This is a genomic window from Pedobacter sp. GW822-FHT03F06 (assembly GCF_058801365.1).
Map to the genome: position 1 here is coordinate 65,114 of NZ_JBXANE010000011.1, position 26,073 is coordinate 91,186.

Here is a 26,073-nt window from a genome sequence, read left to right on the forward strand (position 1 = left end):
ATCATCATCAATGAATACGAAGATATTTTCAGCAGGATTATTAAGTACAGGATTTTTGGTACTAACGGCCATGTATGGCTGTGGGCACTCCGAATCGAAAGTAACACCCAAGAAAGAAAAAGAAGCAGCTATAGCCACCTTCGATCTTAAAAAAGAAAAGCTATCTACCAAACTGAGTTTGCCGGGCGAATTAATTGCTTTGCAACAAGTTGATCTGTACGCCAAAGTAAGCAGCTTTGTAAAAACCCTAAAAGTTGATATCGGCTCAGAAGTAAGCAAAGGTCAATTATTGATGACTTTGGAAGCGCCTGAAATGACCTCCCAACTGGCTGCAACACAGTCGCGGATAAAAGCACAGGAAGCGATTTATACTGCAAGCAAAGCCAACTATAACCGTTTATATGAAACCAGTAAAACCCCTGGAACGATCTCTACAAACGATTTAGACCAGGCGATGGCTAAAAAAAACGCAGACCTTGCACAACTCGAAGCAGCAAAAGCAGCTTATAAAGAAGTGGGGGCAGTTCAGGATTATTTAACCATCAGGGCACCTTTCAGTGGCATTATTTCAGCAAGGAACGTGAATTTAGGCGCCTATGTTGGTCCAACAGGCAAAGGTTCTGATTTACCTTTATTTACTTTACAGGATCAGAAAAACCTGCGTTTGGCCGTTTCCATTCCAGAAGTTTATACCGGCTATTTAAAAGCTGGTGATGAGATTAGTTTCACCGTTAAATCTTTGCCTAGCCAGACCTTTAAGGCTAAAGTGAAACGTTTATCGGGCGCTTTGGATTTACGCTTACGTGCTGAACGCATTGAAATGGATGTACCAAATGCTTCGAAGGTTTTATTGCCGGGCATGGTTGCTGAAGTGAACATTCCGCTTCCGGCCAATGCCAGTACCTTTATTATTTCCAAAAAAGCTTTATTGGATACCAGCGAAGGATTATTCGTGTTAAAAGTGGCCGATAACAAAGCGGTTAAAGTAGGCGTAAAAAAAGGCCGCGAAACCGACGATAAAGTAGAAGTTTTCGGCGATTTAGCAGAAGGTGACAAATTAGTGGCAGAACCGACCGAGGAAATGCACGAAGGAATGACGATTAAACCATAACTTTACCTGTATTAAGCACTTAAAATATGTTATCAAAAAATCAAGAGCTTTCTACCCTTCAAAAAAAGGAAACATTAGAGGATTTTTACAATAAATTAAAAATCACAAGGCCTGAAATTCCTACGCCAAGTTTAGGGATGATCAATGATATCGGGCACTTTAATGTTTTCAACCGCACTACTGTTTGCAGCAACGTACCATCTGTTTTTAGTCGCAGAGATTTCTATAAGATCTCGTTGATCATAGGCAATGGGATTTTGCATTACCCTGATGCGCAGATTGAAATTAAAGGACGTGCGTTGCTGTTTACCAATCCGAATATTCCATATTCTTGGGAAAGTACTTCTCCAAAACCTGCTGGTTTCTTCTGTTTATTTACCGAGAATTTTATCCATAACCGTAACGAAACCCTCCGCGATTCTTTATTGTGGCGGATTAATGATAGCCCGGTAATCCACATTAACGAAGAACAGGAGGTAATCTTAACCGATATCTTTACTAAAATGATGAAAGAAATGGATGGAGATTACATCCATAAATACGACCTGTTAAGAAACTATGTGCAGCTTATTGTTCATGAAGCACTAAAGGTTAAACCTCAGGATGCTGTTTTTAAACAGAATAATGCTTCAGCCCGTTTAACTTCATTGTTTATTGAATTATTGGAAAGGCAGTTCCCCATTGGTTCTACAGAGCATATTTTGGAGTTGAAAACAGCCCATGATTTCGCCTTCCGCCTGTTGGTGCATGTAAATCACTTAAACCATGCGGTAAAAGAAGTAACGGGCAAAACCACTTCTGAGCACATATCGAGAAGGATAGCAACCGAAGCGGTGGCCTTGCTGAAACATACCGAATGGAATATCGCACAGATCGCTTATTGCCTGGGTTTCGAATACCCGGCAAATTTTAACATATTTTTTAAACGTCAGATGCAATGTACCCCAAAAGGTTTTAGAGCAAATTGATCATAATCGTATTAAACCTAGTCGTTTAAATATCCGAAGCGCCAATCCTGAAATGAGGAAATGGCGCTTTTTTATTGACCGATAACTAAATGGTCCATCATCTCCGGTAGTTTCGTCATTTCGAGCGGAGTGTAATGAAACCTGGAATCCATGGAGAGGGTCGTCACCCTGAACTTGTTTCAGGGTCTTATGAATAATGATTTTCAAAATAGATGCAGATCCCGATATAATAGAACCGGGACATCAGGACGCACCTTTGAATGAGAATCTCCTGTATTAGCAATTCCTTTTAATCTAACACAGCTACGTGATCGCCTTTATCGGCATCCAATACATATCCATAAGGACCAATGGCTATTGTTTTTGGTTTACGGCCAACAATAATTGAAAGTTTGGTTTTACGCTGGTTAATTTGAAGCTTCTGGGCGTATAAGGCTTTAGTATCAGGTCCCCAATCTGTTTCCAACTGATCAAAACAGGCCACATCCACCTCAAGATCAGGCAATTGTTTGTTGCTACCACTTAACCTTTCTGCATCAATTTCAAGATCAATTTTAAATTTTCCGCTACTCTGCTTTTTACAATTGATCACTTTAATACCCAAATCATATGTAACCACCTCATTAAAACAATCGGTGATAAACTTTTTATGCTTAGGTAAAGTTTCCTTTAAGAGCGCATTAACCAGATCCCTTGCTGTAGCTTTTGGTTTCGGGTTTTCATGATCGGTAATAAGCTGACTTAATATTGTATTGAATTTCTGCTCCCCTAATAACTCCTTTACCGCATACATCGTTAATCCTCCTTTTTGGTAATGTACATAAGGCTGATCTAAAGTTTTGGCCAAGGGTAGCTCCTTTTCGTTATTATTCCGGTTTAAAAAGTAGAGGTTATTATCGTAAGCCAAATATTTCCTCAAATACATTTTGCCAAAAGCCTTTTCAATCAGCACATTTTCGGTGTATTTAGCCAGCGATTCAGTGAGCATGGCATAACCTGCACCATCTGCAGGAGCCAATATATTTGCCCACCATTGGTGTGCAGTTTCGTGTGCAGTGATGGCATAACTTTGATCAATAGCACCTTTCTGACTATAATTTCCCAGGAAATTAATGTTCTCTGCACTGAAAACTACTCCGGGGTAAGCTGTTGCAGCACCTTTATATTGAGGAATCTCGGCAATAGTTAATTGTTTTAATGGATATTTAACAAAATTCATATTACCATACTCCAAGGCATCTTTAACGCCTCTAAATATACTTTTCAAGTTATACTCTTGTCCTGGTTGATAATAGATACTTAAATCTATCCCTTTATACTTTTCCTTTTTTACCACATATTTTGCACTACTTAAGGCAAACATAAAATTTATCGGAGTAGAAGTTTTGTACTTAAAATACCTTCGGTTATTGGCCATCCAGTTTTTTTGCAATTCACCAACGGTAATCACCTGCTGATCTACATCAGTAGAAATGACCGTTTCTAAATCGATCAGTTCATAAGTATTGTTAAAATTAGGCTTGCTGGCTATTTTGGCTAAACCTGCTTTTTTCCGGGCCCGTTTATCTTCAGTCTCAAAGTTATAGCAATAACCAAATTGAGGTACAATTTTCTCCAGTTCAATATAGGTCCCATTTTTTACAATCGAGTTTTCGCTATTAAAGAGAATAAATCCAGAGCGGATTACATCAATTGAAAAATTCATCATTATTTCTTCGTTAGGATGCAATGGTACTTTTAAAGTGATAAACTGTTGATTAAATACTTCATCTCTTTCGCTTTTTTCACTTCCTTTAATGGTTATAGAAAATGAATTTACAGCAGGGCTTAAATAGGTCCATATTTTGGCAATAGGCAATTTTGATTCATTTTTTAGGCGATATGTACCTTTAATGGTATATTTTCCTTCGTTAGGATATAAATCTACATTGGTTTTAACAGCTTTAATTACTGGTTGGGGCAGGCCTGCCAGCGCTTTATATTTCTGCTCGTAAGCCAGGCTCCAATCTAACCGCTCCTGCTTATTTTTATATTTACCGGCGATATTGGTTTGATGATAAATAAATGCCCCACAGAAAACCCACATTAGCAATGCTAAAACCGTAATCCATTTATATTGTTTAAAAGCCAAACCTACTAACGCGAATCTCGCTTTAGTCTTAATTTCAACCGAACGCTGCCACAGCCCAATGGTTAAAACTGCAACAACTATTACAAAAGCCGACCAATACAGCATGTACCAGTTAAATGCGCTGGCATAATATCCAAAACCGTTAAAATAAGAATGTAATAAATCAGGTACTGTTGCAAACCGGAAAAGATAATGTTCAAGACCGAAGCGCTCCGCATATGAGATTAAGGAAACGACTACCATACTCAGTAACATGCCGAGATATTTGTTCGCACTCAAATTCTGGATAAAAATTATAAGTACCACAAAAAGCAACAAAGGGAATGCACTGTAATAGTACAACGATAAATATAGGGGCAATTCGATCTGAAAATAGCCATGAGTAAGCTGCAGAACAATACCAATCCCAATATTTAAAGTGACGAGGATGAAAACCAGCGCAAAAAGACTAAGAGTTTTTGCCATCCATAAAGCTGAATTCTGAACAGGTGTACTGTAAATCAACGAATGAATATTTACTGCTTTTTCTCTGCTTATGGCTTCTGCTGCGTAAAAAATAATCAGGATCAGTCCGAATTTTATTGAACGTATTTCTTCGATGATAATGCCTGTTGCCGGATAGCTATGAATACCATAAACACCACTGAATAGCTCGTCTTTTAACTCTACCCCGAATATAAAAACCCACAACAAGAGCATTACCATAATAGGGATGTTTTTAAACAGGAATATCATTTCGAGTTTAAGCTGCGCGAAAAACGTGTTCACATGATAACGAAAGCCATTTGACAATACGGCTAAAGCACGATAAGGGATTAATTTAATCTGTTCTACTTTGATTGCTTTAATTTTTACCTGTCGCTGTTGCTGCAAGCGGAAATTGAATAAACGATAGGTTATCAGCATTAGCAAAGCAGTAAAACCAAGCCACAGCAGCCTGTTGAGTAAAAATGCGCCGTCTAACGGGAATAATTGTTGATTGCGCTGTAGATCGGTCCAGGTTCTGGTTTCGCCAAAAAATGAGGCTAATGCAAAAGGATCTAAAAGTAGAGGTAAAATATCGGGACTACTTGCTTTCATTGTTGAGGTGGCCAGCAATGGCGAATTGCCAAATATCGAAGCAAGCATATACAAAATGTAAATCAACACACCTACTACATAAATTGCCCTTACATTTTTGGTTAATATGGCAGTACAGAATAAAATACCTGCAGCGAACAGCACATTAGGTAATGCAAAAACTAAAAGTGGCTGTAAAAAATAAGTGATACAAAACACACCTAACCGATCGGCATCGATAAAGAAAGTGCCAACGTAAATACCCAAGGCCACCAGCACGAGTAAACTAAAAACTGAAATGATGAGGCCTAAAAACCTTACGGCAAAATAAGGGAGTTTTTTGATCGAAGTAGTAAAAACAACTGCTTCCATTTTATGCATACTGTCCCTCAGCACCACATTAGCACTAAATAAGGTGCCAGAAAAGATAGAGAAAAGCGAAAGCAGGGCGATGATGTTGGTGATGACATATGGCGAATTTTTATGCACGTCTTCCGAGCCAAACCCACCTTGTACCGCACAGAAATACCCGAGAATAAAAAATAAAAGCGCGGCCACTTTGAACGATATCTGCCCGAAATGGTATTTCAGTTCAAATTTTAGTAAATCTATAATCATAACCTAGCCTCCGGATTTTGATTGGCAGAGCCAAATAATGAAGAAAAATATACCTCTTCCAAACTGGGATAAACCGCTTCGAAACCTGGTACAGGACATTCATCAGCCAGCACGAAAATGTGAAGCTTACCCAAAATAATTTTCGTAGAAATTACATTAAAAACGGATGAATATTGTGCCAGATCTGCCTTATCGATTACCCTTCGCCAGATTTTTCCATCTAACTTTTGGGTTAAGTCTGAAGGTTTGCCTTGTAAAATCAACTTCCCATTGGCCATCACGGCCATTTCAGCACAAAGGTCGTTCACATCCTCTACAATGTGAGTGGATAAGATAACCACACGGTTGGCACCAATTTCACTTAACAGATCATGGAACCTGTTCCTTTCCTGCGGATCAAGACCTGCGGTGGGCTCATCAACAATAATTAACTGTGGGTTGCCCAGTAAAGCTTGCGCAATGCCGAAACGCTGTCGCATACCACCAGAAAAGGTGCTAACAGACCTTTTTCTTACTTCAAATAAATTGGTCTGTTGCAGAAGAGAAGTCACTTGTTCTTTTCTTTCATTTTTATGCTGCAGGCCTTTTAACACAGCCAGGTGGTTTAACAGATCAAGCGCTGAAATTTTAGGATATACACCAAAATCCTGCGGCAAATAACCAAGATTATTCCGCATTTCCTGCGGATTTTGCAGCACATCATTTCCATCAAAATGAACCTGACCGGCGTCTGGCAGCTGTAAGGTTGCAAGTGTGCGCATAAGCGACGATTTGCCTGCGCCATTTGGACCCAATAAGCCAAACATACCGTTAGCGATATTTAATGTAACCTCATCAAGGGCCTTTACCCCGTTTTGATAAGATTTTGTAAGTTGCTTTATTTTAAGCCGTACCATATTAATTAATATAAGATGGACGCAAATTAGACAGGCAAAACCACAGCAGATAATTTAAGTGACCAAGGCATTTAAAATGATGATGAAAGTATTAAATAGGTTTAAAATTCCTTTCATCATCAAAAACGTGCCTTTCATCAAAATGGATCGTCATCCGATAGCTATCCGATGACGATTCTCGCAGCCTATCACCGCAAAAAAGCTCCTCTGTCATCTATTTTGATTTTTTACACAATAAATTATCCCTCAGGATGACATCTTTTTTAAACGTTCCTCAAAATAAAACTATAAATGGTCTGTGGAGACACAGACCATGGAACTAAACGACGTTCATCATCAAAAACGTGCCTTTCATCATCTAAATTTTATGTGAACTTCAAACTTTCATAACTTTAAAGATTATTGAAAGCTTAGTCACGCTGATATTGTCAGGCTGAGCGGAGTCGAAGCCCTCATACAATTAGATCAATCAAAAAAGATTGTCCTTCGACTAAGCTCTCCACAGGAGTCCTTTGGACAGGGTGACATCTTTTTAAATAATATTATCCTATTTAACAAAATGCTCAGTACAAAAAATTTCAGCTACAACTATAAATACCAGGATTTTTTCATATTTGTTGGCCTTTTGTTGTGGATAGCCATTTTTAACACCTACAACTTAACTACCAATATTTGGTTTACCTATGCCAGCTGTATTTTGGCTTTGGGTTTCTGTTTGCTCCCTGTACTTATTTTTTCTTTTGTTAAAACCAGATTAAAAAACACCTTAAATAAAAAGCAATATGTTGTTTACTGGTGCACTTGCTTCTTCATCCTGCTTCCGCTTTTTACCGACATTGCATTTTACCTGCAAATTGTGAAGCTTGACAATGCTGTTTTTATTTCAACAGCTTTGGCGGCAGTCGCCCTCGAAATCATGTTGATTGCCAATCAGTATTACCAGAAAAAAGTGCAGCACATTAAATGGATCAAAAAAATCGGTCTGGAAAATGCCGTCCTCATTACCATCATTCTACTTGCTGCAACCATTTCGGTAATGGCCGTTTCGAGTTTAGATAATCCGATTTACCAAAGAAAGGGTTTCCGTTTGGTTGGTTTCGAATTCGACATTAAACTGTTGTTGTTCAATTTTGGGACATTTTTAAGCTTCTTTTCACAATTCCTGATCATGTATTTATGCGGATACCTGCTTTTTCTGATCAATAGCCGTTTACTCGTATCTAAAATCCTTAAAGAGAAGGGTTTGTTCATTTACCTTTTAACACTTTCGGCCATCATTGCTGTTCTTTATCCCTTATTGGCCCAATTGTTAATTTCGCTGCCCATTAACACGGTTTTTGGCAGGAGTATATTCGTACCCAATCCTTTCGAATTGGAAAATGCTTTCGGTGCCTTTGCCATCATGCTCATCAGTTTGCCGGTGGTTTTGGCGTTGCAATGGGGGAAACAGAACAATAGAATTCTCTCTTTAGAAAAGGAAAAATCGCAAACTGAACTCGATTTACTAAAACAACAGCTTAATCCACATTTTTTCTTTAATACGCTTAACAACCTTTATGCATTAAGCTTGCAAAAATCGGATAAAACACCGGAAAGTATTTTACAACTATCAGAACTGATGCGTTATACGATTTACAAAGGGCAGGAAAAAACAGTTAAACTTTCGCAGGAGTTAAATTATATTGATGATTACATTCAATTGCAACAAATCCGTTTACAAAAAAACTTAAATTTTGAATTTAATAAACAAGTTAAAAATGATCAGGTAGATATTGCGCCCCTCTTACTAATCGTACTTATCGAAAATGCATTTAAACATGGTATAGAACCTGCGGATGATACTGCCAGTTTGAAACTATCATTAATCAGCAATAATACCACGCTTATTTTCAATTGCGAGAACTCCTTCGACCCTGAAGAAGTAAAGGGAATTAAAGGAATTGGGATTGATAATTTGAGAAAAAGACTCGAATTGCTTTATCCTAACCGTTATACATTGGAAATTACCACCATTGCTAATATCTTTAAGGCAGAACTCAAACTCCAGTTAACATGAGCTTACGTTGCTTAATAGTAGATGATGAACCTCTTGCACACGGTGTAATAACCGAGTATGCGAAAGATATTCCCTTTATTAACATAGTTGGTGATTGTTACCGGGCTACAGCGGCCCTAGATTTTTTGAATAAACAGCAGGTGGATTTAATTTTCCTGGATATTCGGATGCCAAAACTAAACGGCCTGGATTTTTTGAGGACCTTACCGCATAAACCGCTTGTAATTATTACCTCGGCATACGAAGAATACGCTTTAGAGAGTTTTGATCTGGCCGTTTGCGATTACCTGTTAAAACCCTTCCGGTTCGACCGTTTTTTAAAAGCCGTTAACCGGGCGCTGGAATTGTACAACCTTAAAAAACAAACTGCTGGCCCTATTGAAATCGAAAAAGCAGAGACCAAAAGCGATGGGCAAATCTCCATTAAAGCAGACAAAAAGCACATCCTGGTAAAAACCGAAGAAATACAATATTTAGAAAGCCTGGGTAATTATGTTAAGGTTTGGAAAAACGGTGATTTTCTACTAACGCCCAGAACATTGGCCAGTTTTGAAGATCAGTTATCAGCCGATTATTTTATCCGGATCCATAAATCTTTTATTCTCAACAAAAAATACGTAGATTATTTAGAAGGTAACACCATTGTGCTCAAAAACGGTCAGGAGGTTCCTATCGGTAAAAATTATAAGGGCACAATTAAACAATTGCTTAATATTGGAGACTAGCGTTTAACCAATTTTAAGCCATCCTGTGATACTCATCCTTTGTTTATGGGTGAGCAAAACCTCGTGAGCCAGATCCGAACTCTTAAAGAAAACACTTTTGCCGTTATTGGGCGAAATATGCTGTTCCTCATTAACATGATAAATGCACAGCTCTCCTCCATCTTCTGTTTTCCAATCGGCATTTAAATACAGAATCATCGAGTATTGTCTGCTCCCGTTGTTATGAAACTGATCGATATGTTTTTTGTAGAACGTGCCCGATTCGTAAAGTGTATAATGAAATTCGTAGCCGGTTATCCCCGTATAACAGGTACGGTTTAAATAAACCACAAATTCATCCATCAGATCGAAGAAATCATTTTCGTATTGGTTATTATGCTTTCTGTCTAACCAGTAAATCACGTCGCTTCTAATCAACTTGTTTTGATTCACAACCGTATCGTTACCTACACCAGCATTTAAAAGTTTTTTGTTTTCAAATAACCCGATGAGGTTGTCTTTAAGATGGGCCGCTAAAGAAACACTTAAAAAGTTTTCTGCTATACCCACTTTATCTTCGATAAAACTATCGATAAGGCAATCAAATATTTTTTCCAATAGATTGTATTAATCTTAAAACGATATGCCTAAGTTGGGAAAGGTAGTCTTATTTAACGGTTAAGATGTCATTTCTAAAATTTATATTTGAAACCCCAAAGCGCTACTTATGCAAAATATATTCCCGGCACAATACTCTACCTTATCAGCCGCTGCCCTAAAAGATCATTTAATTGAAGCATATCAGTTAAATCCATCTACAACCTGCCGATTACTCATCAGAAATGTAAGCGACACCTATATTCTGGAAAATGAACGCCAGAAATATATCTTCAAAATCTACCGCGATGCACACCGTAAACGTATCGAAATTGAAGCTGAAGTAGAATTGCTCAATATTTTAAAAGCAAATGAAAATTCGGTTTCCTACCCTATAACTGATGTAAATGGGAAACAAATTCAACAGTTTAATGCCATTGAAGGTTTAAGAAACGGCGTACTGTTTTCTTTTGCTGAAGGAAAAGTGATTTTGGATCTGGAAAACGCACACCTTATCCAATTGGGACAAGACATTGCCACCTTGCACCAAAGTACTTCTACAATAAAGCTGAATAATGCAAGACCGATATTCAACTTTGAAACGACTTTATTTGAGCCTTTGCGAGATTTAAAACCTCATTTTACAGAAATGCCTGAAGAATTTGAATACCTGACCAACATTGCCAATAAAGTGGTAAAAAAATTCGAGGGATTTGATACTTCAAAGTTCAGCTATGGTTATTGCCATTATGATTTTTTTCCAAAGAATTTCCATTTTGATGAAGCGGGAAAAATTACCTTTTTTGACTTCGATTTTGCAGGTGAGGGCTACCTGATTAACGATTTAATGTCGTTCCTTAACCATTATTTCTTCCATCAACTCAATAATTTAATTTCAAAAGAACAGGCAGAAGAGGATTTTAATATCTTTTTAAATGCTTATCAAAAAGTACGGCCCTTAACTGACGATGAACTAAAAGCCATTCCCTATCTCGGGATCACCTTTCATATTTTCTTCCTGAAATTCTTTTATGATAATTACGATGATTGGTCGAATGCCTTTTTAACCCCTCGATATACGAAACACCGTGTAACGTTGATTAAAAAATGGGAAGAAATGTATTGTAACTTTTAGGCAATGCTACCTCAAATCTCAACATCCTTGTTTATCTTGTATGGTAATTCAAAATCAATAAGATGGATCAGAAAATAATCAACCTGTACGATGAGTACACCCATAGTCAGGTAAGCAGAAAAGATTTTATGAGAAAACTGGCTATCCTGGCGGGCAGCACAGCATTAGCCATGACTATTCTGCCTATGCTAGAGAATAATTATGCCGCTGCAGCAGATTTTAACAGTGATGATATCGAAGTTGAAAATATTACCTACACAGGTGTTGATGGTGAAATGAAAGCTGTACTGGCCAAGCCAAAAGGCAAAAAGAACTTAGGTTGCGTACTGGTTATTCATGAAAACAGGGGCTTAAATCCACATATTATTGATGTAACCAAACGTGTTGCTGCAGAAGGTTTCCTGGCCCTTGGTGTTGATGCCCTTTCGCCGCTTGGTGGAACCCCGACGGATGAAGATAAGGGACGCGAGTTGATCGGCAAATTAGATCCCCAAAAAAATCTACAGAATTATTTAAAAGCATTGGACTATTTACGCAATAGAAAAGACGGAAATGGTAAAGTAGGTTGTGTTGGCTTTTGCTGGGGAGGTGGAATGGCCAATAAATTAGCAGTTAACGATCCTAAATTGCAGGCAGCTGTTGCTTATTACGGCGCGCAGGCCAATGTGGCAGATGTTCCTAAAATTAAAGCGAGTTTAATGCTGCATTATGGCGGTCTGGATGAACGCATTAATGCCGGGATCCCAGCTTATGAACAAGCTTTAAAAGACAATAAAATTGATTACAAAATTTATATCTACGATGGTGTAAACCATGCCTTTAACAACAATACGTCACCTACGAGGTATAACGAAGCAGCCGCAAAACTAGCCTGGAGCAGAACTATTGATCTGTTTAAACAGAAACTGGCGGTGTTAACGCGGTAGTAATTCCTAGAACCGTCATTTCGAGCGGAGCGCAGCGAAGCCGAGAAATCTTTTAAAGATGCTATAAAACCAAGTTCAAAGATTTCTCCACTACGGTCGAAATGACGATACGCCTGGAGATTTCTCATAGAAATTTCTCCATCCAATCATCCGTCATTTCGAGCGGAGCGCAGCAAAGTCGAGAAATCTTTTTAAAGGGCTATAAAGCTATGGACACAGATTTCTCCATTACGCTACCGATGAAAAATCGGTGAGCTTCAGTCGAAATGACGATCGTTTTATGTAATGACTCACTATTTTAAACTTAGCCTCCTAGTTTTCGTCATTTCGAGCGCAGCACAGCGAAGTCGAGAAATCTTTAAAGATGCTATAAAGCTATGGACACAGATTTCTCCACTACGGTCGAAATGACGATACGCCTGGAGATTTCTCATAGAAATTTCTCCATCCAATCATCTGTCATTTCGAGCGGAGCGCAGCGAAGTCGAGAAATCTTTTAAAGATGCTATAAAGCTGTGGACCCAGATTTCTCCACTACGGTCGAAATGACGATACGCCTGGAGATTTCTCATAGAAATTTCTCAATCCAATCATCCGTCATTTCGAGCGGAGCGCAGCGAAGCCGAGAAATCTTTTTAAGGGGCTATAAAACCAAGTTCAAAGATTTCTCCATTACGCTACCGATGAAAAATCGGTGAGCTTCAGTCGAAATGACGATCGTTCTATAGAAATTCCTTTCATAGATCTTCGTCATTTCGAGCGCAGCGCAGCGAAGCCGAGAAATCTTTAAAAGATGCTATAAAGCTATGGACACAGATTTCTCCACTACGGTCGAAATGACGATTTATCTATAGAGATTTACGTAGAATGGAAAAAACCAACCTAAAACAAATCCGTCTTCAGCATGGTCTTCAAAATATTCGATTGTACATCGAAATTATTGAGGTGGTTTAGGAAATTAATGTCCGATATTTTACTGTAACTATCTTCTAATAAATCAATAACCTCATTAGGAATTGCGGTTTTTAAAACCGCAGCATTACTTTTCAACTTATCGTTTTTATATTGCAGCTCTTGTACAATCCGTTCCCGTTCTGAAAGATTATTAGACATATCCAAATCTTTCAAAATGTTTAAATCGCAGAACAAGAACAGGTTTCTGCTTGGAAAAAACAGGTAATAACTGTCTATATCCAAAAATTTATATACTTCAATTACCAGTTCACCCGATTTTAAACCAATATAAAATTCGGTCCGAAAATCGTACTTACACAATTTGCCCATCAGTTTTTTTTCGATGGTTGCATAAACATTGGTATATACCTGTTTGCTTTGAAAATTAATCAGTTTAGCAAATTGATCGGTGCTGAGATCGAAATAAAAATCGTTGGCGTATCTGGAACTAAAAACGTTGATGTTTTTGGAGAAGGGAAAATCGGAGCTTAGTTCAGACAATACACTGAATAACTTCCGTAGTGATAAGTTAACTTTAAGCGATTGCTTCTGTTTATCCTGCTGAAAACTTTTCTGATCAACAAGCGCACTTGCCATGCGGTCGATCAGCTCTTCATTCAGGTCAATTTCATCGTAGATGAGCGATACGTTTTTCTCATTGCTCTTTTTAATCTTTTTGAGCAGTTCGATCACGCTATCGGTAAACTGAAGATGGAAAAGATCTAATTTTTCGATCTCTAATTCTTCATTATTGGCAAAAAGTTGATGAATAACCTGGCTTCTTAAATAAATTTTATAAATTACCTCATCATCAAAAAACACAGAGAGCAACTGTAAACGGTTGATCTCTGCGCTTGATTTTTTGATAATATTTAAACGGTATTCATCCATATTTTAATTAACTCACCCTCGTAACGTTCTTTTTCAACTCTGTTTCCAAAGTTTTAAGTTCGCCATCCAACACCCTTCTGCTCTGTGCACCCGCTTCATGGATCTGTTTAACCTCATTAAGCGTTTCAATCAACGATGAAGTGGTTCGTTTCAAGGTTTCCAAAGATACTACTGTTTTTTCATTCTCTTTGGCTACATCGATACTGTTTTGTTTCAGCATCTCTGCATTTTTCTGCAAAATGGTATTGGTGGTGTCCGAAATTTTCTTCTGCATCTCTACATTGGCTTTTTGCCTTTGTAAAGCAACAGCAATAGTCAATTGGTTTTTCCACACCGGAATGGTTGTAGATACAATCGACTGCGCTTTTTCTGCAATTGAAGTGTTGTTGTTCTGTACCACACGAATTTGCGCCAAAGATTGCAACATAATGAAGCGGACAATCTTCATATCAGCCAGTCTTTTATCCAAACGGCTAATGAAATCCCTTAAATCGGCAATTTCATAATCCTGGTAATCGGCAGGCCGGCCTTCCATCTCAGCAAGTTTGATGCTCAGCTCGTTGTATTTCATCTGTCCGGCAATAATCAGTTCCTCCATTTGGTGGATGTAACCTACATTGCTATCGAACATGGTTTGCAGCGAACTGTTATCTTTAATGGAGTTTAATCTTCCAGCTTTAATTTTGTTGGTGATTTTATCAATATTGTTCACCACAACATCATACTTCTGGAAAAGTTTTTTCACATCAACAACCAGGCTCTTTAAAAACGGGATTTTTGAAATAAAGTTTTTAAACGCACTTTGCTCCAATTCTGAAACATCGATATAATTCAGTTCGGTAAGCAGTTCGTTAATTAAACCGCCAACTTCGCCACTGTTATAGGTCCGTACCGACGATAAAAACTCGTTACTGTATTTCTCCATTGAGTTTTGGGCATCGCTCCCGTAATTCAGGATAGAATTTACATCTGATGGTTCTAACGATTTTCCAATCTCATTGTATTTAAGCGTTTCCTCTGAGGTTATTTTCTCGAGATCCACATTGCCATCTTTATCCAGTTTAACCGGAGTAAGGGCTTGGGTAACGTTTGGGTTGGTTTCCATAGTTTGATTAATTACCAGCTTTACGGCCTATAAATAGTTTTGAGTTACGGTTTTAACGGTATCTTCGAGTTTTTTATCTTTGGTTGGTTCGCCAATGGCATTAAATTTCCATTCACCGTTTTTCTTGTAAAAAACGCCCATTACCATCGATACATGACCAGCGAAGTTTGCACCATTAGCAATATCGAATTTAGCAAAAACCTCGTTAACACGCTTAGTTGTACCTTCATAAATGCGGATGGAAGCAAAAGGAATAGTACCAAAATCATGGCCCCTAAAACTATTCAATACAAAAGCAACATAGTTTACATTGGCATCCAACTGAGAGAAATCAAGCGTGATGATCTCATTATCTAAGCCATCATCGCCGCCCATATCGCCAGTTAAATCATCGCCACTATGTTTTACAGAACCATTTTTAGATTTTAGGTTACCGAAATAAACGACCTCTAAAAGTTGTTTGTTTTCGTTGTATAATGCACAGCTTCCATCTAAATCTACCGCTTCTTTTGATGATCCGAAACCGAACAGGCCTTTCTTTTCGATTGCCCCCCAGTTAATACCTACACAAACATTCTGAAGTTTGCTACCATTACTTTTTTCCAGACTGATACGCTGTCCTTTTTGAAGATTGATTGCCATAATATTATTGATATTTGTTTAAATAATCCTGTAAACCACCTTTCATACCTACGCCAACGGCTTCAAATTTCCATTTGCCTTCGCGTTTGTAAATCCTTCCAAATTCTACTGCAGTTTCGATAGAAAAATCTTCTTCTAATTCGTATTTTAAGATCACCTCATTGGTTACGGCATCAAAAATACGGATGAAAGAATTTCTAACCTGACCAAAATTTTGTCTTCTGTTATCAGCATCGTGGATGGTTACTACAATACAGATTTCATTTACTTTAGCATCAGCCTTAGTTAAATCAATTTTGATCTGTTCATCATCTCCATCGCCATCACCGGTTAAGTTATCACCTGTATGTTCTACCGAACCATCCGGAGAAACCAAATTATTGTAGAATACAAAGTTTTCGTCTGAAATCAGTTTCTTCTGATCGTTTAGTATAAAAATTGAAGCATCTAAATCGAATGCAGAACCTGTTGAAGAGCTGTTGGTATCCCAACCTAAACCTATTGTAAATTTAGGAGCATCGATATTTTCTCTTTGCCCCTTTTGCAAATTAATAGCCATATTTAAATTAATTTATAATTATTGTTTTTGATATAGTCTTTTATGAGATGTAAATTTTTAGCGTACGCCTCTATCGTATGGTAATTATTCCCCAAGGATAGATCGTAAAGCTGGTTGATAAAATCGGTACTTCTACGTTCTAAAAATAGATTAAAACTGCTCGAAGTCGTATTTAAAATGTATTTTACAATACGGGTATTAAACCTGAAATTGCCACTATCAATAATTTCTTCCAGATCAAAAATAGATTTTATCTGATGGTAATTCAGAAAATTTTCTACATTGGGATGGATATTTTTATTCACCAGTTCGGCGAAATAAAGCATATGCATTTCGTTCTTTAAACCATATTCCTTAGCCATTTTTAAGATCATCCGCTCATGACTTCCGGTAATTCGGATATCGTCCAGAAATAAAAGTGTTTTACCCGCGAGAAAATCTTTATCGATATGGAATGAATCATTTCCGATCAACGATAGCCTTTCTTCGGCACTTAATTCGCCGTAATCTTCTTTATAGGTAATGGTTCTGTGCACTTTGGTTTCCTGTACTGCCAAACCACCATTTTCGACCAGCCAACGGTTAAGCTGGCAAACGAAATAGTTTTTCATGGCAAAGGTTGCCGTTGGAATAAAACTATAAGGACTAGAAATAACCACAATCTGGTCGGTAATTACATTATCGGCTAAATAATAGCGGATAAAGCCATCGGCAAGGTCTTTCCCGAAAGATCGGGCCACCAGGTCATCGCCAAATTTAAAACGGCTATAATCGTCGGCACTAAAGCCAAAATCGACGGTATTGTCTATTTTATGAAGTGAGAAATTATACGGTATCATAGAGTAGGTTTGAGATAGATAGGTGATTGGAATTGATGAGCATACTGTTAATGCCCACTGCTTCTGCCCCACGAACATCAGCATGCGGGTTATCGCCAACATGGATTACATCTTTTAGCATTAACTCCGGATGTTTTTCCCTGTCGATGCGATCTAACATCAGCTGAAAAAATCCGGTATTGGGTTTAGACATCCGTACTTCATCAGAATACAGTTGAAAATCGATAAACTGATCGATACCCAAATGATTGATTACTTTTTTTAGGGTTTTCCCTTTTATAAAACCAGTATTGCTTAAAATATTGGTCGAACTTAAACCTGTTGATTTAAGCTTTTCCAATACGGTTAAAGAACTATCACTATATAGCAAAGGCATGTGGGTAAAAACCAGTTGTTCCATGTGGTGATCAATCTCCTGCAGATCCACATCATGGAAATTGAAATCGTAATCGTTGATCATACTGATGATCATTAAATACATTTCATCAGCATCTACATTTTTCCCTGTCCGCTCGTTAATGGCATTTACCATTAAATCTACCTGACGAAAAACAACAGCAATTTCTGCTAAATTTTTATGCTTAGTATTAAATTTCTGGTAAAAATACCGTGTTCGCTCTTGCTTGTACGCTGGATTAGATTTAATCAGCGTTAACCAAAGATCGAATGAGTAATGTTTGTAAAAAGCCATTGCACCCTGTTTTCTAATCTGTTTTATAAAATCTAATATTACAAATTTGATTGCAAGATCAGAACCGTTTGATTGTAAGATTTATCACAGATAAGCCCTACAACTTAAGATTTATCCAAAACCTTTTCGGCATCGTCTGAAATGATGATATCGCTTTTGTGTTTTTTGGGATAGTTAAACAATAATGACGTTAATACGGGTATAATGAAAATGGCTACCGTAAAAATAGAGACAAAAAGATCTGTTTTTTCACCTTCGATAGCATGAGAAATAGGCGATTCGGGATAGAAATGTGTTACTAATGATGAAGTAAGTTTAATTCCTAAAACAGCAATTACGATGAATGCTATCGTTTCTAAAAAGGTAAATTTCTCCATCAGTTTAACAAAAGCCTGTGCTACAAAACGCATAGCCAAAATCCCGATAAAAACACCAATATAGATTAACCAGATATGATCGGTAAAAGCCACGGCAGCAAAAACATTATCGATAGAGAAGGCCAGATCCATTACCTCTACTAAAGCTACCGTTGCCCAAAAATTACCCATTAAGCCAACAGTAGATTTATAAATCCAGCTTTTGCTTTTGTCCACCTCCTCCTCTTCTTCCTTACCTTTATTGTTCTTTTTTCTAAAATAATCGAAAGCCAGATATAGCAGATATAAACCGCCAAGTGGTTTCAACCACCAGATTTTAACTAGCCATGCAGCCAGGAACAAACAAATCCCCCTAAAAACATAAGCACCGATAATGCCATATTTTAAAGCTTTTTCTCTTTGCGATTTTGGCAAATCCATTACCATAGTAGCCAAAACAGCAGCATTATCAACCGAAAGCAAACTTTCGATCACAATTAAATTCAAAATAATTAATAGTCCGGCCTGTATATCGTCACCTAAAATCGTGTGCAAAAAATCCATTGAGCGAGTGTGTATGTTTTAAATTAAAGTTTTAGTTGACAGCAAAGAAACAAAATTTTATCAATCCCGATGCTTCAATCTTTTTTATTTATTGAATCGTTTTACTGATTAGATACCTAATCAATACAACTGTTACGTAATGGGGCTGAAATTTTATTTACTGATCTCCAATTGATAGATATTGCCTTTCTCTCCTGCCAGAATAATCTGTTTGCCTTTTTTGGCTTTTTGAACAGCATTAAAACTTTTATCAGAAATATGTTTCCAGTTTTGGCCGCCATCAGTAGAAATATCTGTACCTGAAGTACCCGTAGCAATTAAAGTTTTAGCATTAATATAGGTTACGCCCGATCGGAAGCCCGAAACCGGGGTGGCTGGCTTTTGCCAGGTTTTGCCTCCATCGCTCGTTAAAAGCACATTATTCGAATTTTCTTTATCTTTTAGGTAGTTGCCACCAACAGTTACACCGGTTTTTTCATTCAAAAAATCGATGGAAAAAGGACCTGTACTATTTTCGCCCTGTAAAATGGGGCATTTAAATACTTGCCAGTTTTGTCCATAATCTGGAGAAAAGTAAATATTGGATACCGTTCCACCTGTTGCAATCCAGGTTTTGCCACCAGGTAATGTTTTAATGGTTGTGCCGCTGGCTGCAAAACTCGCTTCACCTTTTGTTAATTTGGTTTTGAGCTTTGCAGAAATATCCTGCCAGCTTTTGCCTGCGTCTACGGTTTTAAGCAGCTGCATTTTATCGTTTATAGGATCGCCGAAAATGATTCCTTTATTTTTATCCCAGAAACTTAGCCCGTCTAAAAATATGGCAGAATCTACATTTTTATAATTTTCTGTCCAGGTTTCGCCACCATCTACGGTTTTCAGAATGTATGCCGGAGAGGCAATGCCCACAATAATGGCCTGCTTATCATCGAAAGCTTCAATATCCCTGAAATCGATTTTTTCATAACCTTTTGGTTTTAACCATTTCCAGGTTATACCGCCATCAGTTGTTTTACCTACCGATCCATTACTACCACTTACCCAGGTAACCCGATCTGATACCACACTTAATCCACGTAAACTGGTTTTGGTATTCTCGTTTAAGGGTTTAAAAGAATACGACTGCGCCGCGCAAAAAAAAGGTGCCATTAAAAGGCACCATAAAATTTTCTTCATCTATAAATTATTTTACTCGTCTAAAAGTTTCAGATCGGCCTAAAAGCGAAATACCTACGTAACCACGAACGTTTAACACATCGTTACTTTTTAAAGACATGTTACAGCTGTATGTTTTGCCGCTTTTTGGATCGTAAATCGTTCCATCGGTCCACTTACCATCATCGTAAACAAAATCCTTTAATATTTCCAGATTTAATAAAGCGCGTTTCTGCAGCTTTTCGTCTGGGTTTTTCGCATCTAATTTAGGTTTACCATTTAAATTGGGTTCCTTCATCCAGGCTAATTTTCCATAATATTTATCGCCTTTTTTATAAATTTCTATTTGCCCTTCGCCTGATGGATTAAGCCATTTGCCTACAATAGCATCTTTGTTCTGTGCAAATGCAGAAAACGATACTGCCACCAAAAACAGCATTAAAAATGGTAACTTTCTCATATTTTTTATTTCTAGTTAGTTTTTAAAGATAATAATTAGACTTTATATCAAAACACTAAATAAAGAGAAAAAGTACGAGAAAGTTTGAAAATCCTAAAATTTACTTTGAAACGATCGGTAGATACTTGGCACGGTACGCGTAAAACAGGAATAAGTTAAATAGGAGCATTACTGCAACCATTGGTAAATCTTTCGGACCTAAAAATGCATGGTAAAGAAAAATGTTTAAGGTAACCGGGAAAATTATGAGTGCGGCTAAAGGTGCTGTACGGCCAATAAGCAATAGTATACCGCCAACCAGTTCGGTTATTTTGATCAACGGAAAAAGGTACACAGATGCCATCAAGCCAGTCATAAAACTAGTTTGTGCCGCTGTCATTTCCGGAGCCTTAGGCATTAAATTAAGAAAATAGCTTACAGAAGCAAAAAGATACATGGCGGCTAAAAGCACGCGTACAATAATAACTGCAATTTTCATAGTGGTTTAATTTTTGGTTTCTATATTTAAAAATAATAAAAGTTATTTATAGTTTATTGGTCATTGTTCATCTGCCATTGGTACATTGGGCATTGATAGATGGGTGTGATAATAAGTTAGGCTGTTTTGGTTGATGGTTTTATGGTCAATAGCCATAATTTATTAACCATGATCTTTATATTACCCTACCCATGATTTATATTATTGCACCCGCGATTTATATTACCACACCCGCGATTTATATTACCGCACCCGCAATTTATATTATTGCACCCGCGATTTATATTACCATACCTGCAATTTATATTAGCTCACCTGCGATTAGCATACAGACGATAAATCCTGGAGTAAGGGCGCTACACTTCCGACTCCTTTCTCCCGGCTCCGACTATTTATTATAATCGCAATTCACCATCCATTGAACGCCAAATATATCGGTAGCCATACCGATAGTGCTCCCCAGAACATTTTTCTAAAGCCATTGTTTGAATGTTTTTCCCCTTCGGGATAGTTAATTATTATTTGTTTCGATTAGTTTAATCCAGTTATTTACAAACTGCTCAAGCGCAGGTTGTTTAGCCTCAATATCATCCATGCTGTAAAATCTTGCTTCCCGCCTATCTCTCCAACCGCCCTGCAGTAAAGATGAATCTTCGATCATATTTCCATCGTAAAAAATAAAAATGATCTGCACATATCCGCTGGCCCTAAGGTTAAAAGCAGCTAAGTCTTTTACAAAATAAAAACTTGGCGAATTCCATTTCACTCTTTCCTGCAGTTTAGGATTTGCATTCAGTATGATGCTTCGTAACCGCTCCACTTCCTGTTTAAAAGGATGCTCGAGCTTTTCCATGTAATCATCAACCTGACCGGCTTTCTGCAAGCGCTCTTTATTGCTCATCTGCAAGTTTTGTTAATTTGATATCCATCCATGGTACCCAATTTTTGCCATCAAACTGCTCCCACATTCCTTCTATGGTATTGGCTTTAAAATTCCCTTTAAATCTTTCGGTATCGGCAAATATCAAAATGATATCATCGTAAATTTTAAGGGTAGATATTGAAATATTGCCTTCATTATCGAACGATTGCGACCTAAAAACGTCCTCCATATCATCATAGTGCGTAATTTCCAACGATCGGATCTTTTTATCACCAAACGTGATGTCTACCTGATGCATTAAGAAAAAACCACCATCAACCCACTCGTAGGTATCAGTTCCACTGATAATATCACCTGATTTTGTTAAGCCTTCTGTTTTCCATTTGCCGATATAGGGATTTAGTAGATTAAACCTGTTATTTCTCATAAATTTAATTAAAAATCAATTGTTATCCAGCTCACTATAAATTTTGTTTAACTGATGTACGTGTCGTTGGGTATGATAAATCACAAAATAAACAGCCTCTAAGCGGGTTAGAAAACCATAACCGGGCAATTCAAAGGAGCTGCAGGTCTTAGTTAAATCCAAATCAGTTATAGATGTTGAAATCCCATCTCTGATCTGCTTTAAACTTTTTAATAATTCAGATTGATTATATGCCCTGTCTTCAGGATAAATTTCTTTAGGCGAATCGTACTTCACGTTGAAATTTAGAAAGTCGTTCCTAATTTGCGCTACCATAAAATCGGCTGGCTTATCTGTTTCGGTTACAGGGCCATTTATGACTTGCAAAAAGCCAGAATTTGCCAAAATCATGTGTTCAGCCAGTTGACCTGCTGTCCAGCTTCCCTTAAATGGTACTATATTAATTTGCGCCGTATCAAATTTCAATAAACTGTTTTCTAACGCCGACAAAGTTTCGCTGGCTTCTTTTATTATCTTTTCCATAACTTACATGTAATTCATTCCGGGATAGTTTAATAACCTGCGCCATAAGGCAATCTGCCCGATGCAATTGGCTTCCCGATAACTATTGAAGCTGATCATTTCAAACAGTGTGATCTCCATTCCAGGGATGCTGAGTTTTTCTTCCAGTTTCTCGTCAGTAGCCTGGGTTAAAGCTTCCTGTAACTTTGGAGAAATTGCCACCCAATCTTTAATAAAATCTTCAAGCAATGGATAAGTGGCATCATCCACAATTCCTTTGTTATCGGCAAAAAGATTGTCGGTTATGGATGGAAGATCGATACCGAATGATTTGGCCAGAAAATAGCGGCTATGCACCACACTCCCTGTAATCCAGGCAATGTGGTTTGCTTTCGTATCCAATCTTTTCTGCGCATCCTTTTGGTCTATCCCATCTAAAGCCCTTACTAAAAAATCTGTCTGCATTTCGTACAATACTATAAAGCTGTACATTCTGCTACTCGCTGGGGTGGTTTTCATATGTTTATTAATTAATTGATTAGCTGAAATAAAGTTACCTGTTAATTTAGCCGAACACCGTTGCCGTAAAAGTCAATCTTAAGGGGCATTTCAGACAATTTTTATATATTTACGATACTTAAATTTTTAACCAAATGATACAAGTAGGTGTTTTACTGCCCCAAAATTTCAGATTATTAAGCATAGCGGCTATTTTAGATGTATTTGATACTGTTAATGGATTTTATCGGAAAGATGGCCTCGAAACCCCATTTAACATTAGTTTAATTACACTGGAGGATAAAAATTATAATTTTAGTGAACATCCTTGTGTGCCCTTACAAAAAGCTGCGCATCTTGATCTTATTTTAGTGCCTTCATTTGCAACCAACGATATTAAAGATTCCATCGCAGCAAACCGAAACTATATCCCCTGGTTAAACAAGCAACATGCAGCAGGCGCAGAAATTGCTACTTTTTGTACTGGTGCATTTTTACTTGCAGCATCAGGACTGTTGGATGGTAAAGCAGCAACCACACATGTTGATGCCTGCTCAGCCTTTTCTATGGCATTTCCCCTGGTCCATTTAAAGGCTGATAAAACAGTAACACAGGATGGAAAATTATTTACAAGTGGTGGAGCAACCTCTACTTTTCATTTATTATTGCACCTTTTACAGCTTCATTGTGGCAAAGATATGGCCATTAAGGTGGCGAAGATTTTTGCAATCGATATGGACCGTGTAAACCAATTGTACTTTAGTACCTTCCAGCCTATCCGTCATCACAATGATGATATTGTTGCCTCTGCCCAGGAAAAAATTGAAAATAATTATCAGGACGTGGCCACCATTGAAGAGATGATTAAAGATATTCCTTCCAGTAGAAGAAATATTGTGCGTCGCTTTAAACAGGTGATTGGTATTACCCCTATTGAGTACCTTCAACAAACGCGTATCGAAGCAGCTAAAAAGTTATTAGAGCAAACTGCCCAGCAAATGACAGAGGTAATTTATAACTCTGGCTACAATGATCCAAAAGCATTTAGGAAGGTATTCAGAAAATCAGTCGGGATGACGCCCACTCAATACCGCGATAAATTTCAGGTGAGGTAGCAGATATCTGAGGAACAGCAGAATAGCAAATCACCACCACTCACAAAAACTAAATAAATAGTTTTCAACACTAAAATAAATTATGTTAATAATTAATATAAAATAAATGCATCGTCCTACATTATTTAAGATAACTTAACGTTATAATTACACTAACCAAATAACTATTTATATGAGCACATTCCTTTTAATCACAGCTGTATTTTATATTATTTCTTTTGGATTAATGTTGTACTGCTATTTCTCCGCTGAGCAGATTCCCAGTGATGATGAAAAATTTTAATCAGTTCTTTTCCCGTCATCAAAATTAACGTCTCCCTTTAAGCTAATACATTGAACTTTCTCACAGAAAGACAATGAAATGTTGTGACCAAACTAAACGATCTAAAAACAGCTATTTATTTATTGGCGATCCACTTAATTAAGTAAGGAGCGGCTCCTGTATACCATAAAACTGCAGAGATTAAAAATATGGCGATCAATATCCATAAAATCGGCCATCCTTCAAATTTGTGTTTTGAACCGGGGGTATAAGACTCATTAAGGTTATTATGGTCATTGTCCATCCTATCGCCCTTTTTCACCGGTTTCGGATTAGAGATATTGCTCATAAAATATTCAGTTAGAAATACAAACTTAAGCTATAAACCTATAAATCGAAAATTAGTTTTAACATTTCTTGTCTTTTAAAATCGATTAAAGACAAAAGTCGTTAAAACTTCAGCTCTTTCTATTTAGTTTAGACAAAACTAATCAGAAATTTTAAATAAAACGGCAAATACTGTATAATTAGGAAGACATATTTTTAAAAAAAACAAACTTCATAGAATATACTTATTGCTTAGAAAAGGCTTGTTGATATTTTAGCGGGGTTTTACCTGTTATTTCTCTAAAATATTTATGGAAACTGGTAAAATTATAAAAGCCGCAGTCGTAGCAGATTTCTTTAACGGTCAGATCATTTTCGATCAATAATTTACAGGCCTGCCCTACCCTGATCTCGTTCAGAAACTGTGTATAAGTTTTTCGGCTTTTAGTTTTAAAGAATTTACAGAATGAATTGGGGCTTATTTTAGCTACTGCAGCAATTTCCTTGAGTTCTATTTTATTTTTGTAATTGCTGATGGTATAGTTATAAATAGATTGGATCCTGTCTTTTTCGTTCTTCAGAAAGTTAGGCTTAAACCCTAACGAAACCAATATGTTTTTTTCTTCACAATTGGCTATTTCAGTTAATACCTCGAGTATTTTTATAATCCTCATGGTGCCTGTAGCCTCAATAATCTGTGGCATTAAACCGGCAATTTTCTCTTTTGAAGTTCCTAGTAACTGAATTCCCTGTCGCGATTGAAGCAAGACTTTTTTGAGCTCCTGATTTTCGGGAAGATCGAGAAAATCCTTCCCCAAAAAATCTTCCTTAAAATGAATCGCATAAACATCAACCGGCTCACCAGCGGTTTCATCAAAAAATTCGGGGTCAAATCGCCAGTAGTGTGGCAAATTGCTTCCGAGCAGAACAACATCACCATCCTTAAAATTTTTAATACTATCGCCAATAAACTGCGTTCCCCTGCCTTTTTTAACGTAGATTAATTCTAATGCAGAGTGGTAATGCCAACGATTGTTTATATCGGGCATAATGTCTCTTCGGGCGCTAAAAGAATCTACCGAATTAGTAGATACATTAAGTAAATGCGGTTTCATAAAATCTTAAAAAATCAATCTAATATGCAAAATTATTTTGCAATGTAAAAAAT

General features: G+C 37.3%; 26 protein-coding genes. 7 read left to right on the plus strand and 19 right to left on the minus strand.

Going from position 1 to position 26,073, the window contains the following annotated elements:
- Positions 1–10: 10 nt before the first annotated feature.
- Together AC1RJ8_RS18795 and AC1RJ8_RS18800 are read left to right on the plus strand one after the other, a co-directional pair.
- A complete protein-coding gene (locus AC1RJ8_RS18795; RefSeq protein ID WP_492955208.1) occupies positions 11–1,111 on the plus strand; it encodes an efflux RND transporter periplasmic adaptor subunit in 1,101 nt (366 codons plus the stop codon).
- Between the two features lie 26 nt (positions 1,112–1,137).
- On the plus strand, positions 1,138–2,079 hold the full coding sequence (locus tag AC1RJ8_RS18800) for a helix-turn-helix domain-containing protein (RefSeq protein WP_492955207.1): 942 nt from the start codon (positions 1,138–1,140) through the stop codon (positions 2,077–2,079).
- Between the two features lie 289 nt (positions 2,080–2,368).
- Here AC1RJ8_RS18800 and AC1RJ8_RS18805 read toward each other — a convergent pair whose 3' ends face one another.
- Together AC1RJ8_RS18805 and AC1RJ8_RS18810 are read right to left on the minus strand one after the other, a co-directional pair.
- The gene (locus AC1RJ8_RS18805) at positions 2,369–5,887 is read right to left on the minus strand and encodes a M1 family aminopeptidase (protein ID WP_492955206.1); all 3,519 of its coding nucleotides are present in this window, start codon (positions 5,885–5,887) and stop codon (positions 2,369–2,371) included.
- Positions 5,884–6,783 carry an ABC transporter ATP-binding protein gene (locus AC1RJ8_RS18810; protein WP_492955205.1) on the minus strand — a complete coding sequence of 300 codons (900 nt, stop codon included), beginning with the start codon at positions 6,781–6,783 and terminating at the stop codon, positions 5,884–5,886. The genes AC1RJ8_RS18805 and AC1RJ8_RS18810 overlap by 4 nt, the downstream gene beginning before the upstream one ends.
- A gap of 559 nt (positions 6,784–7,342) precedes the next feature.
- Between AC1RJ8_RS18810 and AC1RJ8_RS18815 the strand changes: the two genes are divergently transcribed.
- Positions 7,343–8,839, plus strand: a complete 1,497-nt coding sequence (locus AC1RJ8_RS18815; protein WP_492955204.1) for a sensor histidine kinase — start codon at positions 7,343–7,345, stop codon at positions 8,837–8,839.
- Entirely contained in the window at positions 8,836–9,564 is a 729-nt protein-coding gene (locus tag AC1RJ8_RS18820; protein WP_492955203.1) for a LytR/AlgR family response regulator transcription factor, read from the plus strand. Before AC1RJ8_RS18815 ends, AC1RJ8_RS18820 begins: the two co-directional genes overlap by 4 nt.
- A 3-nt stretch (positions 9,565–9,567) precedes the next feature.
- Here the strand turns inward: AC1RJ8_RS18820 and AC1RJ8_RS18825 are convergent, their stop codons facing one another.
- Complete coding sequence (locus tag AC1RJ8_RS18825) at positions 9,568–10,161, minus strand: 2OG-Fe(II) oxygenase (RefSeq protein ID WP_492955202.1); 594 nt, start codon at positions 10,159–10,161, stop codon at positions 9,568–9,570.
- 109 nt (positions 10,162–10,270) lie between these two features.
- On the opposite strand from AC1RJ8_RS18825, the gene AC1RJ8_RS18830 reads away from it, so the two are divergent.
- Together AC1RJ8_RS18830 and AC1RJ8_RS18835 are read left to right on the plus strand one after the other, a co-directional pair.
- Positions 10,271–11,275 (plus strand): phosphotransferase enzyme family protein, encoded by a 1,005-nt coding sequence (locus AC1RJ8_RS18830; RefSeq protein ID WP_492955201.1) that lies wholly within the window; start codon positions 10,271–10,273, stop codon positions 11,273–11,275.
- 62 nt (positions 11,276–11,337) lie between these two features.
- Positions 11,338–12,201, plus strand: coding sequence for a dienelactone hydrolase family protein (locus AC1RJ8_RS18835; protein WP_492955200.1), 864 nt, complete (start codon positions 11,338–11,340; stop codon positions 12,199–12,201).
- 882 nt (positions 12,202–13,083) lie between these two features.
- Here AC1RJ8_RS18835 and AC1RJ8_RS18840 read toward each other — a convergent pair.
- From AC1RJ8_RS18840 to AC1RJ8_RS18905, 14 genes are all read right to left on the minus strand, one after another.
- Positions 13,084–14,046 (minus strand): hypothetical protein, encoded by a 963-nt coding sequence (locus AC1RJ8_RS18840; RefSeq protein ID WP_492955199.1) that lies wholly within the window; start codon positions 14,044–14,046, stop codon positions 13,084–13,086.
- A 7-nt stretch (positions 14,047–14,053) separates the two neighbouring features.
- Positions 14,054–15,151, minus strand: coding sequence for a toxic anion resistance protein (locus AC1RJ8_RS18845; RefSeq protein WP_492955198.1), 1,098 nt, complete (start codon positions 15,149–15,151; stop codon positions 14,054–14,056).
- Between the two features lie 27 nt (positions 15,152–15,178).
- Positions 15,179–15,793: a TerD family protein gene (locus AC1RJ8_RS18850; protein WP_116251228.1), complete on the minus strand. Its 615-nt coding sequence runs from the start codon at positions 15,791–15,793 to the stop codon at positions 15,179–15,181.
- A gap of 4 nt (positions 15,794–15,797) precedes the next feature.
- A complete protein-coding gene (locus AC1RJ8_RS18855) occupies positions 15,798–16,352 on the minus strand; it encodes a TerD family protein (RefSeq protein ID WP_426328546.1) in 555 nt (184 codons plus the stop codon).
- Between the two features lie 2 nt (positions 16,353–16,354).
- Positions 16,355–17,191, minus strand: a complete 837-nt coding sequence (locus tag AC1RJ8_RS18860; protein ID WP_029276954.1) for a phosphoribosyltransferase family protein — start codon at positions 17,189–17,191, stop codon at positions 16,355–16,357.
- Positions 17,178–17,882 (minus strand): HAD family hydrolase, encoded by a 705-nt coding sequence (locus AC1RJ8_RS18865; RefSeq protein ID WP_492955197.1) that lies wholly within the window; start codon positions 17,880–17,882, stop codon positions 17,178–17,180. The genes AC1RJ8_RS18860 and AC1RJ8_RS18865 overlap by 14 nt, the downstream gene beginning before the upstream one ends.
- Before the next feature lie 104 nt (positions 17,883–17,986).
- The gene (locus AC1RJ8_RS18870; RefSeq protein WP_057932988.1) at positions 17,987–18,802 is read right to left on the minus strand and encodes a TerC family protein; all 816 of its coding nucleotides are present in this window, start codon (positions 18,800–18,802) and stop codon (positions 17,987–17,989) included.
- A gap of 153 nt (positions 18,803–18,955) precedes the next feature.
- Positions 18,956–19,975, minus strand: coding sequence for a WD40/YVTN/BNR-like repeat-containing protein (locus tag AC1RJ8_RS18875; protein WP_492955196.1), 1,020 nt, complete (start codon positions 19,973–19,975; stop codon positions 18,956–18,958).
- Between the two features lie 7 nt (positions 19,976–19,982).
- Positions 19,983–20,414, minus strand: coding sequence for a DUF2147 domain-containing protein (locus AC1RJ8_RS18880; protein WP_492955195.1), 432 nt, complete (start codon positions 20,412–20,414; stop codon positions 19,983–19,985).
- A gap of 100 nt (positions 20,415–20,514) precedes the next feature.
- A complete protein-coding gene (locus AC1RJ8_RS18885) occupies positions 20,515–20,892 on the minus strand; it encodes a DoxX family membrane protein (protein WP_492955194.1) in 378 nt (125 codons plus the stop codon).
- Between the two features lie 511 nt (positions 20,893–21,403).
- Entirely contained in the window at positions 21,404–21,793 is a 390-nt protein-coding gene (locus AC1RJ8_RS18890) for a DUF1801 domain-containing protein (RefSeq protein ID WP_492955193.1), read from the minus strand.
- The gene (locus AC1RJ8_RS18895) at positions 21,783–22,202 is read right to left on the minus strand and encodes a hypothetical protein (protein ID WP_492955192.1); all 420 of its coding nucleotides are present in this window, start codon (positions 22,200–22,202) and stop codon (positions 21,783–21,785) included. Before AC1RJ8_RS18895 ends, AC1RJ8_RS18890 begins: the two co-directional genes overlap by 11 nt.
- Positions 22,203–22,217: 15 nt before the next feature.
- Positions 22,218–22,724 carry a DinB family protein gene (locus AC1RJ8_RS18900; RefSeq protein ID WP_492955191.1) on the minus strand — a complete coding sequence of 169 codons (507 nt, stop codon included), beginning with the start codon at positions 22,722–22,724 and terminating at the stop codon, positions 22,218–22,220.
- Between the two features lie 3 nt (positions 22,725–22,727).
- A complete protein-coding gene (locus tag AC1RJ8_RS18905) occupies positions 22,728–23,222 on the minus strand; it encodes a DinB family protein (RefSeq protein ID WP_492955190.1) in 495 nt (164 codons plus the stop codon).
- A 134-nt stretch (positions 23,223–23,356) separates the two neighbouring features.
- On the opposite strand from AC1RJ8_RS18905, the gene AC1RJ8_RS18910 reads away from it, so the two are divergent.
- A complete protein-coding gene (locus tag AC1RJ8_RS18910) occupies positions 23,357–24,316 on the plus strand; it encodes a GlxA family transcriptional regulator (RefSeq protein ID WP_492955189.1) in 960 nt (319 codons plus the stop codon).
- A 398-nt stretch (positions 24,317–24,714) separates the two neighbouring features.
- On the opposite strand, the gene AC1RJ8_RS18915 is transcribed toward AC1RJ8_RS18910, so the two are convergent.
- Together AC1RJ8_RS18915 and AC1RJ8_RS18920 are read right to left on the minus strand one after the other, a co-directional pair.
- Positions 24,715–24,927, minus strand: coding sequence for a hypothetical protein (locus AC1RJ8_RS18915; RefSeq protein ID WP_057932979.1), 213 nt, complete (start codon positions 24,925–24,927; stop codon positions 24,715–24,717).
- Positions 24,928–25,150: 223 nt separating this feature from the next.
- The gene (locus AC1RJ8_RS18920; RefSeq protein ID WP_492955188.1) at positions 25,151–26,020 is read right to left on the minus strand and encodes an AraC family transcriptional regulator; all 870 of its coding nucleotides are present in this window, start codon (positions 26,018–26,020) and stop codon (positions 25,151–25,153) included.
- Positions 26,021–26,073 lie beyond the last annotated feature (53 nt).